Below are 14,917 nucleotides of genomic sequence, written 5' to 3'. Positions count from 1 at the left end.
AGCAGGGAACTCTTCCCTGCTCTACATACTTAAAAAAGGAGCTGAACGGTTATGCCATTATTACGATTCGACGTCATTGAAGGACGTTCTGAAGAAGAGTTGAACGTGTTACTCAACACTGCACATGACGCGATGGTCGAAGCATTCGACGTGCCGGAACGTGATCGGTATCAAATCGTGCATACACACAAAGCTCACGAAATGGTCATTCAAGATACAGGTCTTGGTTTTAGGCGGAGTAAAGATATCGTTCTTATCAGTGTGACAAGTAAAACGCGGACGAAAGAGAAGAAGCAACGTCTCTATCAATTGCTCGCTGAACGATTAGAAGCGAATTGTGGACTTGCTCCGACTGATTTAATGGTTTCAATCGTCGAAAATGATGCGGCGGACTGGAGTTTCGGTCTCGGTGAAGCACAGTTTTTAACAGGTAAACTATGAGCGTTCAACAAATGAAACAATTAAAGGGGGGTGTGTTACCGATGATTTCCGGTAACATACCTCCCCTTTTTCTTCATTCATTAAACTATTAACATAAACCCTAACATGACTTATTCCACAGTGACTTCGACCTTCTCACGGGGATTTTCTCGCTGTAACGGCGCTTTCCAACTAAACTGATCAGGTTCTGGAACGAAATCGAGGCCTCCTGGATGAAACGGTTGGCAACGAAGCAAACGGCGTGTCGTCAAATAACTCCCTTTTACTGCACCATGACGTTCAATCGCCTCCATCCCGTAATGGGAACACGTCGGATAGAATCGACATGTGGCTGGTTTCATGGGAGAAATGACTTTTTGATAAAAGCGAATGCCTCCCATTAAGACACGTTTCATAACGTCCCTTCTTTCTTCTTTTTTTCTAGTGTAACGCATCTGTTCATCATTTTCAGATGTTCTGCTTTATCCTAAAAGTAGATTTAAAAGAAGGATGTGTTGAGATGAAGGCATTAACATTCCACGAATTCGGAGTTCTGATGTATTACGCTTCGAAGACGTGCCAACGCCAACAATCAGCGAACAGGAAGTTCTGATTGAAATGAAAGCGATCGGTCTGAATTTTGCAGATATTTATCGTCGAAAAGGAAACTATCATTTAGAAGGACAGCCTCCCTATATTTTAGGTTACGAAGGAGCAGGAGTCATCACCGCAATCGGTGCAGCCGTTTCAACGTTCCATGTAGGTCAACGGATTGCTTTTGCGGACGTTCCGCTTGCGAACGCTGAGTACGTGGCGGCACCCGTTGATAAATTGATTCCGCTTCCTGACGGTATCTCATACGAAACAGCAGCTTCTGTCTTATTACAAGGATTGACGGCACATTATTTGACTCGCGACAGTTATCACGTTCAACCAGGAGATACCGTCTTAGTTCACGCTGCTGCCGGTGGCGTGGGGCAATTACTGACACAACTCATTCGTTTACTTGGTGCAACTCCGATTGGCTTAACTTCTTCTCCCGATAAGGCACAGATCGCAAAAACTGCCGGTTGTGAGTCTGTCTATTTGTACTCAGAGAACTGGGTCGAGCAAGTGCTTACACAAACTTCTGGTAGAGGGGTCGATGTCGTTTATGAGTCTATCGGTTCTACGCTAATGGACAGTTTCCATGTAACGAAAGTACATGGGACCGTCGTCTTCTATGGTATGGCAGGCGGTGATCCCGCACCTGTCGATCCACGTTTTTTAATGGATACGTCCAAAACATTAACAGGTGGCGACCTTTGGAATGTGTTAACGTCTTCTGAGGAACGCATCCGCAGATCGGGTGAGCTGTTTGATTGGATTTTATCTAGTCACCTTAACCTGTCCTCTCCGACAATTTTTGCTTTATCTGATGGAAAAGCAGCGCATGACTTTTTAGAAAGCCGACGTAGTACAGGAAAGTTACTGTTAATTCCTTAATCATTTTCTAGAGACGACTCTCGTGAGTCGTTTTTTTGTGTGAAATTGGAATTATCGATTGATTTTTTATAATGAAGAGAGTAAAGTAAATCTCATCAAAACCTAAAACTCAAATTAGTTTTGAGTTTTAGAAAGGGGATTTGTATTTATGTTTCGCTCAGAATGGAAGAAATTGAAGAGTCCGATGATGATCGTCGTTATTCTCGCCCTCATCCTCGTACCGTTTCTTTACAACTCCATCTTCTTATCTGCATTCTGGGACCCGTACGGTCGTACAGAAGATATTAAGGTAGCTATCGTCAACGAAGATCAGGCGACAAAGTTTAAAGGAGAGAAAGTCGACATCGGGGATCAATTCGTCGATAAACTCAAAAAAAATGATGATTTTGATTGGCAGTTCTTGTCTCAGGATAAGGCAGAGAAAGAATTGCGTGACGGAAAAGTCTACATGACAGTCGTCATTCCAAAGAATTTTTCTAAAAATGCAACGACACTACTCGATGATCACCCGAAGAAGATTGAGTTAGAATATTACTTGAATCCAGCGAAAAACTACTCGGGAACACAAATTTCGAGTACTGCCGCAAAACAGTTAAACGAAAAAATCCGAAAATCCGTTACGAAACAATATAGTAGTGCTATATTCGGTGCATTAAAGAAAATCGCAAACGGAATGGAAAAAGCGTCGGACGGTTCCTCTAAACTCGAGGACGGTAACCATAAAACAGCGGATGGCGCTAGAACACTAGCAACAAATCTTGGAAAACTCGCAGATGGCAGTCTGACACTGTCCGAAAAACTCGGGGAAGCGAATCAAGGTTCGAAAAAACTGAGTGATGGTGTCACGACACTCGACGAAAAGACCACCCTCTTCGCTCAAAAAACGGGTGAGCTATCTTCTGGATTGAACACACTCGATGAAAACGGTGGCAAGTTACAGGCAGGTGCCGCGCAACTTCAAGAAGGCGCAACAAAACTCAGCGGTGGCTCAACACAGGTACGCCAAGGGGCAGAACAACTGGCTGCGGGTACTGCTCAGCTTAATGAAAAAATTCCTCAGTTGACGGACGGATTAAATCAACTGGATGAAAAAGCACAAGCTGCGAATGCCTTTTTAACACAACTCAATCAAGATGCTGAACGGGCGAAACAGGACTTACGGGCCCGTCGCCAAGCACTTGAGGCAAACGTCGCTCAACTAAAAGAAGTTATTTCTGCTTCTGAACAGTTATCAGATGAAGAAAAACAAACATTACTCGGTTCTATTGGTTCATTAGAAGAAAATATTCAAAGTCTTGCTGCCCAAGAAGGTGCAATTGATCAGAGTCTTGCTCAAGCAACAGAAGCAACGAAGAAAATCGGTCAACTCGCCGCAGGTGGTCAGCAAGTCCAGTCTGCTGTATCGCAACTAAACGCTGGACAATTGAAGCTCGTCGATGGTGCGAAACAAGTCGAGTCTGGCGCACAACAATTAGCTAGTGGACAACAGACGTTCAATGAAAAACTCGGTCAGTATACTGCGGGTGTGCATAAAGCCGCAACAGGCGGTGCCCAACTAGCTGACGGCGCGAACCAACTGTCCGATGGTACACATCAACTTCAAGCTGGGGCTAGCGAGTTGAATAACGGATTAGGACAATTGGCATCTGGTTCTTCTACGATTACAGATGGTATCGGCAAAACGACAGAGGGTGCTTCAAAAATCGCGGATGCCAACACGAAACTTGAAGATGGAGCTAAAACACTGAAGGATGAGCTCAGCAAAGGAGCTAAAGACGCGACGGTCAAACCGACAAAAGAGCGGGATAATATGCTAGCAGAACCCGTCGTCTTAAAAGAACATGACTATTCGACGGTCAATAATTACGGTTCCGGTTTATCAGCTTATATCCTTAGTATTGCCTTGTTCGCAGGTGCCTTGATGTTCTCTTCGGTCTATCAGATTCGTCCCGAACATGGCGAGAGTCTGACATGGCGCTTCCTCGTCGGTAAATTATCACTTATCTTACCGATTGGCGCATTACAAGGTGTCGCAGCGGCCACAGCAATCGTCTATGTGCTGGATGCTGATGTCGCGAGTGTCCCTGCGCTCTATGGATTCGCTGCCTTGACAGGTATGACGTTCATTACCATTCTGTTCACGCTCGCGATGCTACTCGGTCGCGTCGGACAGTTCCTTGCCTTCTTACTACTCCTTCTTCAAATCGGTGGTAGTGGTGGAACGTTCCCTGTCGAAATGACGCCAGGGTTCTTCCAAGCGATTCACGCTTTCTTACCGATGACATATTCGGTCGGTGGATTCCGCGAAGCGCTTGGACTCGGTGTGACGGATGTCCTCGTATCCAATAGTCAAGTCCTTGCGACCATATTAGTCGTCGCATTAATCATCTGCTTCGTTGGAGGGCTCGGAGCCAAACGGATTCTACTCTCAACGAAAGCGAGACGAAAACAACATGACACAGTCTGATAAAGAAACTTTGATACTCGACTCAGCAATGGCTTGCTTTTCAGAACTCGGTTATAAAGGAACGACGATCGAGCGTGTCGCCCGACGCGCTCATGTCGGAAAACCAACCGTCTATCAATTGTTCGAAAGTAAACTTAATCTGTTTGAATCACTCGTAACACGTGTGTTGCAAGAGATGAAAGAAGAAGCAGAACGCGCTTACGTCGAACAGGCGACCGTAGAAGAAAATAAACAAGCAATGATCGACGCCATCGCCTATCATCAGCAACAACACTTATTCATTCTTCAAATCATCGAAGAAACACGCAATTTAAAATTACAAGAGATGCAGGAATTACGGATGCGGATTGAACGACATGTCGTCGAATATATCAAGACATTACTTGAGACTCGTCTTGGTCAAGACGATCGCGACATACCGGTCGATGTCACGGCCTTCTTGATCTTTCGAACGTATATCGCGTTGATTGCCGAATGGCCATCGATTGCGCGTCCACTTGAACTCGATACGATTCGACGTGCTATGTTGCGCGTTCTGTGAATAAAAAACCGCTGATCAATGGATCGGCGGTTTTTTATTATCCAATTCTTTTTCTAAATCACGTGCCGTTTGGCTAGATAAGACTGTTTTTCATCCTTCAGCGTTCCAAATAACCAATCTCCTACCGGATTGGATACACCGAACCAATAATGTTCATTTTTGAAGTGATGTAACAGATGCGTCTTTTTCATCCATTTCCCAAAGCGTGTTCTCGGCTTTAGCGGAACATGCGCCACATAATGCTTCCACTCGTAAACAAGTAACATGACGATCAATCCACTTGCAGCTGCAGCTGTCAATACGACAGACTGCGTCAGAAGATATGTCACCACCGCAAAAAATCCGAGATTCGGCAAGGAATACCATACTGGTAAAAATAACAGATGCAGTTCATTCGGATGCGCATGATGATCGTAATGGAGTCGTTTCAACAACTTTCGTCCGAACACGTTCTTCGGTGGTGGTAGATGAAACAAAAAACGATGGGTGAAATATTCACTAAAACTAAAGACGATCAATCCGATGCAAAAGAATAGCAACATGGACCAACTGAATGGTTGCGCGATGATATACCCACTTATTCCGATCAGTAATACAAGCATGATTAAAATATCTGGAAACAGAAAAAACGGCGATACATATCTGACATGAATGTCCTCTCCTTTTCCTTCATTACAGCGTTTAGTCGTACGTTCATCGATTCGTCACGTTTTTTCCTGCAAGACATATAGTCATCTTTGCTCCTTCCCTTATACTAAAAAAGGAATGGAGTGATGATCGTTTTGAGTTTATCAACTGGAATCATTTTTGTATTACTCGCTTATACACTTATGTCGCTTTACGACATGTGGCAGGTATACCGGACAACGAGCAAGCTTTGGATATTTGTTTTATTTCTTGCGACACTGATCAGTCTTGTTCTTGCATTTTTCGTGGCCCCTATACTTGCACTATTCTTCTACTGGTCACGCCACTCGTTGAAACGAAATATCGGCATCCTGTTACTGATTATCGTCTGTCTTGTCTCAATCATGACGAAACTGTCTGCATGATCGACTTCCTTCGTGATCTATTCATGAAGGTTTTTTTCATGATCTATTTCCGAAGAAGAGACGTCGCATCAATTCACGTTCCGGCATTTCTGTTGTATTGAGTACATTTAGAAATGGGCGGTCATCGTAAGGAATCGTCAGGATTTCCGAACGAACTTGTCCTTTTTCTAAAGTGAGGATTGCTACTGGGGCAAGAGCTGTTTCCTGACACCCGATCGCTCCAGGGTTGATGTACAGCGTTTGATCCGTCTCAACTTGTTGTGCTGGATGGTGGTGACCAAAGCCAATGATTCGCGCCTCATTTCCGGAAAAAAGGACGGGTAAGTTTTCTTTCGTTCCATCCACTGCTGGCTTTAAGGGTTCCTCACCGATTTTCTTCGTCTGATCGGCATAGGCATAATGTGTCAGATACATCGTTTGTTCCTGATGGGTGACATTCAATTCACGCGGTAAACGCTCCAAATAACTCTGATTCTCCTGCGTCAATGAATCTGCAATCCATTGATGGTGCTCTTTCGCATGTTGGTAACTAGCGGGATAAACATCCCCATGAATCAAAGCAAGGACGCATTCATCATGGTTTCCAGAAATCGTCTGAATATCAGGCCGCTGCCTTAACAAATTGATGACCTCATTATGTTCAGGTCCGATACCGACGAGATCACCGAGACAATATACAGCATCGATGTCTGAAGACTGATCGAGGTAGGACAACACGGCACGCAATGCTGAAGCATTCCCGTGAATATCTGTAAAAATCATTACTTTCATGTAAACGCCTCCATTGTTAGTACATTAGGATTTCCCGATGATAGCGTAAATTCCTATTAGATTTAGAGAAAAAATAAATTGTCAGAAAATATTGATTATTGATCAGAAGCATGTTAGGCTTAGAAAAATTCACAGAGAGGGGCACGATTGAATGATTCCGACGCAACAGCCATTTAGCCAAGCCGGACGACTGATTATTCTATGCATGAGGGACTGAAAACTTTTCCGATGATGAAACGGAAATGATTTTTGGGCCCTCCTTTCGATGCATCGAATGAGGCGCCCGCACAGAATGAGTGGCGCCTATCCCAAAAATGGATAGGCTTTTTTCATGGCAAAAAATAGAGATAGATAGAGAGAGGATGACAACGTTGAAAGAATATGCGATGGATCGAATGGTAAAAGTATCAGCTGGAATGGCGAATGCCGTTCTTGTAACACTCGGTGTCGGACTCCTGATTGAGACGCTCGGCAATTTTTTACATATCCAAATGCTACTGACGATTGGCGGCGTCGCAAAAGTACTGCTTGCTCCTGCACTCGGTGCCGGTATCGCCTTTCAGCTCGGAGGAAACACACTTGTCCTGTTCAGCGCGATGATCGCAGCGACGATTGGTGGTGCTGCGCTTCAATCGACTGCTTCTGGACTCGTTCTTGCCCCCGGTCAGCCAATCAGTGCATTACTCGCAGCTGCGGTCGCTGTATATGTCGGAAAACGCATGACTGGAAAAACGAAATTTGACATGATGGTCATCCCGATGAGTGCTGTGCTTGCCGGTGGTATCACTGGTATCGGTGCTGCTGCCGTAACGACACCACTCCTTACAAAATTCAGCGCTATGATCACCGCTTCAGTCGAATCGTCTCCTATTGCTACATCTCTTGTCATTGCACTCATCTTTAGTGTCTTATTGATGTCTCCCGCTTCGTCCGCTGCACTCGCTATCGCTTTGCAGCTTGATCCTGTAGCAAGTGCCGCTGCACTCATTGGCTGTTCCGCTCAATTCGTTGGCTTCACATTGATGGCATATCGTCAGACGGATCCCGGTGGTTTGATTGCTTCTTTCTTTGTCACACCTAAAGTACAATTCCCGAATATCGTTAAAAATCCACGTCTTGTCGTTGCACCGTTTCTCGCAGCGATGATTTCAGCTCCTGTAGCGACGCTTCTTCTCTCTTTGAAAGTACCATATGAACTCGCTGGACTCGGTTTAAATTCGATGATTGCGCCACTCAATATCTTCGTCAACCAAGGTCCTCAGGCGTTCCTTATCTTCTTCTTGACTGGTGTCGTTTTACCTGGCGTCTTGACACTCGTCTTCTATCGATTGACGACTGTCGCAGGCTGGACGAAGCGTGGCGATCTTCATCTCGAAATCCAATAAAATAATATCTCTACCTTCCAACTATTCCTGATTGATTTCGGGAATAGTTTTTTTAATGCAAAAAAAATCGTTCCTTCGAAAAGGAACGATTTCGGTATGATTCTGACTGGGCTCGAACCAGCGACCTCTACCCTGTCAAGGTAGCGCTCTCCCAGCTGAGCTACAGAATCATGCTGTGTTGTTACTGGGTATATTTTTATTATAGCAGCATATCGAAAGGTGTAAAGCCTTTTTAACAAAAAAAATTATCTTTTTTCAAAAAGATCTTTTTGAATAAAACAGTTTTAAAGTTGCGGGTTCTATGAGTGTCCTCTACTATGTAAATAAGCACATATAAACGAAAGGAGTGTTCATATGAACTTTTTAACCCGATTCAGTTTAAAGAATTCGGTGGCTGTTTTCATCATCGCCATTCTTTTAGTTTTAGGAGGCGTCTATTCTTTCTCGAAATTAAAAGTCGATCAGTTCCCAGAAATTGAATTTCCTCAAATCTCTGTTGAAGCAGTATATCCTGGTGCTTCGCCCGACGATGTCGATAAACAAGTCGTCTCGAAGCTTGAAACTGCCTTGAAAGGAATCGAAGGAGCTACTAAGCTGACAAGCTCTTCTTATGAAAGCATCGGTATCTTAAACATCGAATTCCCGTTCGATACTGATATGGATAAAGTCGAACAACAGATTGATGCTGCAATCCAAGATGCGAATCTACCAGAGGAAGCAACAACGAAATTAAATCGTCTGTCCTTTGGATCGTTCCCAATCTATAATATCTCTTTCTTTAGTAAGGATGGTAAAGACATCGAAAAAATCCTCAAGGACGATATCGAACCTGAACTTAATAAGATTCCAGGAATCAATAGCGTTTCCGTTGGTGGCTACAAAGATGATCTCGTTCAAATCACCGTCGATAATCAGAAAGCAACAGAAGCAGGACTCTCGCTCTCAAGTATCAAGGAACAAATCAACGGAAAGTATGTCTCGTTCCCATCTGGTCAGCTATCAGAAAACGATTCAAAAATACCGATTCGCGTTGAGGAAAAACTAGAAAATCTAGATAAACTAAAAAATCTACAATTGACACCCGTTGCAGGTGCGACTAGTTCAGCTAGTAGCGATCAAACAGGTGGTTCATCTGCTGGCGGTCCACCACAAGGTGCAACACAAGGACCACCAAGTACAACAGGTGGAGCAGCTACAGATCAGGCGTCTGAACCTGCAGAACCGATTCGTCTAGAAGATATTGCAAAAATCGAAGCAGTCTCGCAACAAAGCGAAAAAACACGTTACGATTTAAAAGATTCCTTATCGATGGCAATCACGAAAAAACAAGATGCCAATACGGTCGAAATCGCAGATGAAGTCACGAAGATCCTTAATAAATATGACGATCAAGTCGACTATACGATTGGGATCGATTCAGCGAAGGATATCGAGGAATCCGTCGCGACACTCGTCAAAGAAGGATTACTTGGTGCCCTCTTTGCCTCTCTCGCTGTACTCTTGTTCTTACGAAATATTCGCGCAACGATTATTGCCATCGTCTCGATTCCTTTATCGTTACTCATTGCTGCTATCTTCTTGAACTGGCAAGATATTTCTCTGAACATCATGACACTTGGCGGGATGGCCGTTGCGGTCGGTCGTGTCGTTGATGATAGTATCGTCGTTATCGAGAACATCTTCCGGCGTGTTCGAAAATCCGAATCCGGTATGACGGATGAGATCATCGAACAATCGACAAAAGAGATTTTAAAAGCAATCACGTCATCGACGCTAACGACCGTCGTCGTCTTCCTGCCAATCGGATTCGTCGGTGGAATCACTGGTAAGTTCTTCTTACCGTTTGCTTTGACAATTATTTTCTCATTACTTGCTTCACTACTCGTTGCGATCACGATCGTACCGATTCTTGCGAAATTTGCCTTTAAGAAGGTTCCAGCAGAAGAAAAAGAAGGTGCTCTTCAACGGTGGTATGGCAAGCTGATTGAAAAGTCACTCTCGCATAAGGCGACGATCTTAATTGTATCGTTCATTCTTCTCGGCGGTTCTCTAGCGATCGTTCCACGTCTCGGCTTTACGTTCATTCCGAACGAAGCCTCAAAGACACTAACGGCATCGCTTGAACTTCCGGCTGCCACATCACTCGAGAAAACGAGCGACGTCTCATTCGAGATGGAAAAGATGTTTGATAAAGAACAAGCAATCGCTGACGTCACGACGTCTGTCGGAGCACGAGACTTTACGACAGGCTTACGTCTCGATAATAAAGCAAGTTATTTCTTGAACCTGAAGGACGGCGCGAACGTTGAGAAAACGATCAAATCACTTGAGACACAGATGGAGGACATCGCTCAAGAGGAAAACGTCAATGTCAAAATCAGCGTAGCTGAATTATCAACAGGTGGTCCTCCGTCGAACAACAACGTCGATGTCGACCTGTTCTCGAACGATCTCGAAGCGCTTCAAAAAGCTGCGAAATTAGTCGAGGATAATATGTCCAAAAATAGTGATTTAAAATATATCACAAACAACTTCAGCGAAAAACAAAAGCAATTCCTCGTTGAAATCGATCCTGAAAAAGCAAGTGATCGTGGACTATCCGGCTTCCAGATCCTCGGGACCGTCAATGATCAAACGAAGCCTGTTACTGTTGGCACGTTGAATCTTGATAATAAAGATCAAAATGTACAATTGTCTTATGAAAAAGGACTCGTTTCGAAGAAAGATCTCGAAGACGTCCAACTGTTCTCAGCAAACGGTCCTGTTGCTCTAAAAGATGTCGCGACCGTCAAAGAAGTCGAGACCTTCACATCAATTCAAAAGCTCGACGGAAAAGTATATGCTCGCGTTTCCGGACAAGTTAAAGGAGACGACGTACAAAACGTTTCTAATGCTGTAAAAACAGAGGTCGAAAAAATTAATTTACCAGACGGTGTCTCACTGACAAGTGGTGGCGGAAATGACGATACGGTTGAAATCTTCCAATCACTCGGAATTGCGATTGTCGTTGCAATCGGACTTGTTTACCTGACAATGTTGATTACGTTCGGAAAAGCACGAATTCCGTTCATCATCTTGTCCTCTCTGATCTTTGTTCCAATCGGTTCACTCGTCACGCTCTTCCTTGCGAATGAACCATTGTCTGTCAGTGTCATGATCGGCTTCTTGATGTTGATCGGAATCGTCACCACGAACGCAATCGTTCTCGTAGACCGCATCGGTCAAAACGTCGGACGTGGTATGCCGATTCGCGAATCATTGATTGAAGCGGGTAAAACACGATTGCGTCCAATCCTGATGACCGCATTCGCAACGATCATGGCATTAGTACCACTCGCATTAACAACTTCTTCAGGGACATTGATCTCAAAAGGTCTCGCCCTAACAGTTATTGGGGGGTTAACGACATCTACGTTGTTAACACTCATCATTGTTCCAGTCGTCTATGAACTGTTCTTCTTCAAAAAAGCGAAAAAAGAACGAACAACCAATTAAGTGAACATCAAAAAAGCCCATCGCTTGGATTGCGATGGGCTTTTTATAGTGTGAGGCTTATGATTCCAACGGTTCATCCGTCTGCTCCAATGTACCGTCATGTTCAGCTACCAATCAGCATGCCGGTCATTGTCAAACAGTCCATCTCTTTCATTCAAGACGAATAATAGATGAATCCAACACCCTCTATTTATCATGTTTTAAGATGTCGAAGTCTTTACTGGTTTCCAAGGAGCAAGATGAAAATACTCTTCCATTGTCAACCCACTGAGTTTCAGGCGAGCAGCAAGCGTCGCCCCTACATAACGGTAGTGCCAGCTTTCATACGTATAACCTGTCCACGATTCTTTACCAGATGGATAACGAAGATGGAAACCATACCGGTGCGCATTCGCGAACAGCCATTTCGCCTCTTTCGTCTTCGCAAAACTGAACATCGCGTATTTAGAAGAATCTGCTCCCCCTATATCAAAAGCGAGTCCTGTCTGATGTTCGCTTTTTCCTGGCTCCGCACTATAAGTACTCGCTTTTTCATATCCATCTCGCGCGACATATTTATCAAACAATGCCTTTTGGTAAGCGTACGAACGGTATGTACTAAATGCGACCAGCGTAATCCCCTCTTTTTTTGCCGCCAAGCGCATTTTCTCAAAAGCTGCACGCGCTTGCTGATTCTCTCCAGGAGCGTACGTCGAACGGAGTGCTAAGTTCTTATTCGCGATGAGTGTCTTACCGATCCGTTTCCCACCGATTTGTTCATCCGTCAGTAGATACTTCGTACTCGCATAACCAATCTTCGTACCATATTGTACTTTTGACCATGTACCGACTTTCGACAGTTCCGTCACATAGATCCCCGTCGGAATAACCGCAAGACTCGGTTGATCAATCGATGCTCCTTTACGCAAATGAAGAGATGTCTTTGCTTGCCGATAAGTAGAAGTCGATGCTTCGACTGTTGGTATATACACTGATGTACAGGCCGCTGTTAATGTCAACGTCGTGATGAGTGTCGTGATGTATTTCATGAATCGTATATCTCCTTTAATGCATGTTCTAATCTGCATCCATATTTTAGATTAGAATACCATTCTTTTTTTCAAACAGGGTTCTTTCGGAATGCTTGTCATGAAAATGAAGTATTTCTGAAGTTTTCTAAATGTAGCTTAAGGACGAATTACAATGGGTAAATAACGATGTATGCGTTTTCGAAACATGATTCTGATGTAGAAAGGAGTAGCGTACGTGTCACTTTGGGAATGGATTTTCAGTATTGGTAGCATCTGCTGGATTGGTGAGATGGTTCGTTTTCGGAATCGCTCCGAGTCTAAGTCAGGGGCAGCAGAACAAGTGAGTTTTTATTTGATTTTCCTTGTCCTAAGCGGAACGATCGTCTGCGCTTTCCTCTTTGCGAATGAAACCGTTTCTCCCTGGTTGCGCATTACTTCCTGCCTGCTGTTGTGGAGTGGAGTCGCTTTACGCCTTTGGGGAATTCTCCACTTAAAACAACAATTCACTCGTCACGTCGTCGTCGCAGCTGATGACAAGCTTGTCAGTAGTGGTCCTTATCGTTTCTTGCGCCATCCATTGTACAGTGGATTATTGTTGATCACGATCAGCTTTCCTCTGTTCACGGGACAAATGGTCCTGTTCGCTTTCGCTGGAGTGCTCATGTTCTTTTTCCTACTCTATCGAATCCGGATCGAGGAAGCGATGTTGACAAAAGGTTTCGGACCTGCCTATACAGTATGGGCTGCAAAACGAAAACGTTTGATTCCATTCATCTATTAAAAGGAGAAGTGATCCATTTGAAGAAACGTGCAATCGTCATTGGAGCTGGTCTTGCCGGTATGTCTGCTGCCATTCGTTTAGCTGGAGATGGTTACGCAGTCACGATGCTTGAAAAAAATGCAAACGTCGGTGGGAAACTAAATCAACGCAGCGGGAAAGGATTTACTTTTGATACTGGTCCATCGATTTTAACGATGCCTTGGGTACTCGAACAACTCTTCTCAAGTGTTCATCGTAACTTAGATGATTACTTAGAAATCGAACGCATTGAACCGCAATGGCGTACTTTTTTTGAAGACGGGACAAAAATCGACGTCAAAGGTGACTTACCCGGAATGCTTGAAGAAGTCGAGCAAATTTCGTCACGAGCGGATTTCGTCGAATTGTTCCGGTACTCAAAACAAATGTATGACTTATGTCTCGACAGCTTTTATAAATACAGTCTCGAAGATTTAAAGGACTTAAAAAAATACCATACGATGTCTGATTTATTAAAGATGGACCCGATGAACACCGTCGCGACCGGAACAAAAAAACACCTCAATGATCCGTATCTCGAACAGCTGTTCAACTACATGGTCATGTATGTCGGTTCCAACCCTTATCAAGCGCCAGCCGTCTTCAATCAAATGATTTATGTACAGATGGGACTTGGCATCTATTATGTTAAGGGCGGGATGTATCAAATCGCGCGTGCTATGAAACGATTGCTTGACGAGCTCCGCGTCACGGTGCATCTCAACTCACCGGTTGAACAAATCGTCCTTGAAAATAAAAAAGCAGTTGGTGTCCTTTCGAATGGTACGTTCCATGCAGCCGACATCGTCGTCTCAAATCTTGAGGTCATCCCGACTTACGAACGAATCGTACCTGAGAAAAAAGCCCGGAAGCGGGCAAAAAAATTACAGGCATCGTTTGCTCCCTCTGTTTCTGGACTCGTATTATTACTTGGTGTGAACCGTGAATACAGTGGACTAGCACATCACAACTTCTTTTTCTCAGAAAATCCAGAGTGCGAATTCGCTCAAATGTTCAAAGAAGGAACGCCTCCTGAGGATCCGACGATTTATGTCGGGGTCTCGTCGAAATCTGATGCTTCGCAAGCGCCCGATGGAAAAGATAATCTGTTCGTCTTGACGCATGTCCCTCCTCTAACACTCCAAAAAGGCGAGGTCGACTGGGATGCTTATCGTGAAGTTGTTCTTGATAAACTCGAACGAATGGGACTTTACGGTCTTCGGGAATCAATCGAGTTTGAATATCGCTTCACCCCAGAAGATCTGAAGGACTTATATGGTCCAAACGGTGGATCGATTTATGGTGTCGCAGCCGATCGGAAGAAAAATGGTGGATTCAAGATTCCATCGAAGAGCGACTTATACGAAGGACTTTATTTCGTTGGTGGTTCTACACACCCAGGCGGCGGTGTGCCGATGGTCACCTTATCCGGTCAATTAACAGCTGATTTGATCCGAAAACATGAAGGTGCTATTCCTACGCCTTAAGATTT

At 44.2% G+C, this 14,917-nt stretch carries 12 protein-coding genes, 1 tRNA gene and 1 pseudogene; 9 read left to right on the top strand and 5 right to left on the bottom strand.

The annotated features are described in order from the left end of the window. Nucleotides 1-51: 51 nt before the first annotated feature. A complete protein-coding gene (locus tag B3M90_RS11270; protein ID WP_290784158.1) occupies nucleotides 52-441 on the top strand; it encodes a tautomerase family protein in 390 nt (129 codons plus the stop codon). Between the two features lie 110 nt (nucleotides 442-551). On the opposite strand, the gene yidD is transcribed toward B3M90_RS11270, so the two are convergent. Then, the gene (gene yidD, locus B3M90_RS11265) at nucleotides 552-836 is read right to left on the bottom strand and encodes a membrane protein insertion efficiency factor YidD (protein ID WP_035412458.1); all 285 of its coding nucleotides are present in this window, start codon (nucleotides 834-836) and stop codon (nucleotides 552-554) included. 104 nt (nucleotides 837-940) lie between these two features. Here yidD and B3M90_RS11260 point away from each other — a divergent pair. The 3 genes and pseudogenes from B3M90_RS11260 (at nucleotide 941) to B3M90_RS11250 (ending at nucleotide 4,913) form a co-directional block, all read left to right on the top strand. Then, nucleotides 941-1,905, top strand: a pseudogene (locus B3M90_RS11260) (quinone oxidoreductase family protein). Nucleotides 1,906-2,053: 148 nt separating this feature from the next. Further along, nucleotides 2,054-4,372: a YhgE/Pip domain-containing protein gene (locus tag B3M90_RS11255; protein ID WP_290784156.1), complete on the top strand. Its 2,319-nt coding sequence runs from the start codon at nucleotides 2,054-2,056 to the stop codon at nucleotides 4,370-4,372. Then, nucleotides 4,359-4,913, top strand: a complete 555-nt coding sequence (locus tag B3M90_RS11250) for a TetR/AcrR family transcriptional regulator (RefSeq protein ID WP_290758180.1) — start codon at nucleotides 4,359-4,361, stop codon at nucleotides 4,911-4,913. Before B3M90_RS11255 ends, B3M90_RS11250 begins: the two co-directional genes overlap by 14 nt. Before the next feature lie 53 nt (nucleotides 4,914-4,966). Here the strand turns inward: B3M90_RS11250 and B3M90_RS11245 are convergent, their stop codons facing one another. Next, complete coding sequence (locus B3M90_RS11245; protein ID WP_349679702.1) at nucleotides 4,967-5,515, bottom strand: sterol desaturase family protein; 549 nt, start codon at nucleotides 5,513-5,515, stop codon at nucleotides 4,967-4,969. Nucleotides 5,516-5,686: 171 nt separating this feature from the next. On the opposite strand from B3M90_RS11245, the gene B3M90_RS11240 reads away from it, so the two are divergent. After that, on the top strand, nucleotides 5,687-5,965 hold the full coding sequence (locus tag B3M90_RS11240; protein ID WP_290784154.1) for a hypothetical protein: 279 nt from the start codon (nucleotides 5,687-5,689) through the stop codon (nucleotides 5,963-5,965). Between the two features lie 36 nt (nucleotides 5,966-6,001). On the opposite strand, the gene B3M90_RS11235 is transcribed toward B3M90_RS11240, so the two are convergent. After that, on the bottom strand, nucleotides 6,002-6,736 hold the full coding sequence (locus tag B3M90_RS11235) for a metallophosphoesterase family protein (RefSeq protein ID WP_290784152.1): 735 nt from the start codon (nucleotides 6,734-6,736) through the stop codon (nucleotides 6,002-6,004). A 362-nt stretch (nucleotides 6,737-7,098) separates the two neighbouring features. Here B3M90_RS11235 and B3M90_RS11230 point away from each other — a divergent pair, with 362 nt between their 5' ends. Then, nucleotides 7,099-8,121, top strand: coding sequence for a PTS transporter subunit IIC (locus B3M90_RS11230; RefSeq protein WP_035412440.1), 1,023 nt, complete (start codon nucleotides 7,099-7,101; stop codon nucleotides 8,119-8,121). Nucleotides 8,122-8,218: 97 nt separating this feature from the next. On the opposite strand, the gene B3M90_RS11225 is transcribed toward B3M90_RS11230, so the two are convergent. After that, a tRNA-Val gene (locus B3M90_RS11225) sits at nucleotides 8,219-8,291 on the bottom strand. A gap of 184 nt (nucleotides 8,292-8,475) precedes the next feature. On the opposite strand from B3M90_RS11225, the gene B3M90_RS11220 reads away from it, so the two are divergent. Beyond that, nucleotides 8,476-11,616, top strand: a complete 3,141-nt coding sequence (locus B3M90_RS11220) for an efflux RND transporter permease subunit (protein WP_290784150.1) — start codon at nucleotides 8,476-8,478, stop codon at nucleotides 11,614-11,616. A gap of 200 nt (nucleotides 11,617-11,816) precedes the next feature. Here B3M90_RS11220 and B3M90_RS11215 read toward each other — a convergent pair whose 3' ends face one another. Next, nucleotides 11,817-12,644, bottom strand: a complete 828-nt coding sequence (locus B3M90_RS11215; protein WP_290784148.1) for a M15 family metallopeptidase — start codon at nucleotides 12,642-12,644, stop codon at nucleotides 11,817-11,819. 217 nt (nucleotides 12,645-12,861) lie between these two features. Here B3M90_RS11215 and B3M90_RS11210 point away from each other — a divergent pair, with 217 nt between their 5' ends. Together B3M90_RS11210 and B3M90_RS11205 are read left to right on the top strand one after the other, a co-directional pair. Next, nucleotides 12,862-13,407, top strand: coding sequence for a methyltransferase family protein (locus tag B3M90_RS11210; RefSeq protein WP_290784146.1), 546 nt, complete (start codon nucleotides 12,862-12,864; stop codon nucleotides 13,405-13,407). Nucleotides 13,408-13,424: 17 nt separating this feature from the next. Then, nucleotides 13,425-14,912 (top strand): phytoene desaturase family protein, encoded by a 1,488-nt coding sequence (locus B3M90_RS11205; RefSeq protein ID WP_290784145.1) that lies wholly within the window; start codon nucleotides 13,425-13,427, stop codon nucleotides 14,910-14,912. The last annotated feature ends 5 nt before the right edge of the window (nucleotides 14,913-14,917 follow it).

The sequence above is a fragment of the Exiguobacterium sp. UBA6309 genome (assembly GCF_002439205.1).
Classification (GTDB): domain Bacteria; phylum Bacillota; class Bacilli; order Exiguobacteriales; family Exiguobacteriaceae; genus Exiguobacterium_A.
Note: the sequence above shows the minus strand (reverse complement) of the source record. Positions and strands in the feature narration are given on the sequence as shown.

What these genes read in the sequence shown, in the direction of transcription:
- B3M90_RS11270 (WP_290784158.1), top strand. Translation starts at nt 52, where the DNA reads ATGCCATTATTACGATTCGACGTCATTGAAGGACGTTCTGAAGAAGAG.
- yidD (WP_035412458.1), bottom strand. Translation starts at nt 836, where the DNA reads ATGAAACGTGTCTTAATGGGAGGCATTCGCTTTTATCAAAAAGTCATT.
- B3M90_RS11255 (WP_290784156.1), top strand. Translation starts at nt 2,054, where the DNA reads ATGTTTCGCTCAGAATGGAAGAAATTGAAGAGTCCGATGATGATCGTC.
- B3M90_RS11250 (WP_290758180.1), top strand. Translation starts at nt 4,359, where the DNA reads ATGACACAGTCTGATAAAGAAACTTTGATACTCGACTCAGCAATGGCT.
- B3M90_RS11245 (WP_349679702.1), bottom strand. Translation starts at nt 5,515, where the DNA reads ATGCTTGTATTACTGATCGGAATAAGTGGGTATATCATCGCGCAACCA.
- B3M90_RS11240 (WP_290784154.1), top strand. Translation starts at nt 5,687, where the DNA reads ATGATCGTTTTGAGTTTATCAACTGGAATCATTTTTGTATTACTCGCT.
- B3M90_RS11235 (WP_290784152.1), bottom strand. Translation starts at nt 6,736, where the DNA reads ATGAAAGTAATGATTTTTACAGATATTCACGGGAATGCTTCAGCATTG.
- B3M90_RS11230 (WP_035412440.1), top strand. Translation starts at nt 7,099, where the DNA reads ATGACAACGTTGAAAGAATATGCGATGGATCGAATGGTAAAAGTATCA.
- B3M90_RS11220 (WP_290784150.1), top strand. Translation starts at nt 8,476, where the DNA reads ATGAACTTTTTAACCCGATTCAGTTTAAAGAATTCGGTGGCTGTTTTC.
- B3M90_RS11215 (WP_290784148.1), bottom strand. Translation starts at nt 12,644, where the DNA reads ATGAAATACATCACGACACTCATCACGACGTTGACATTAACAGCGGCC.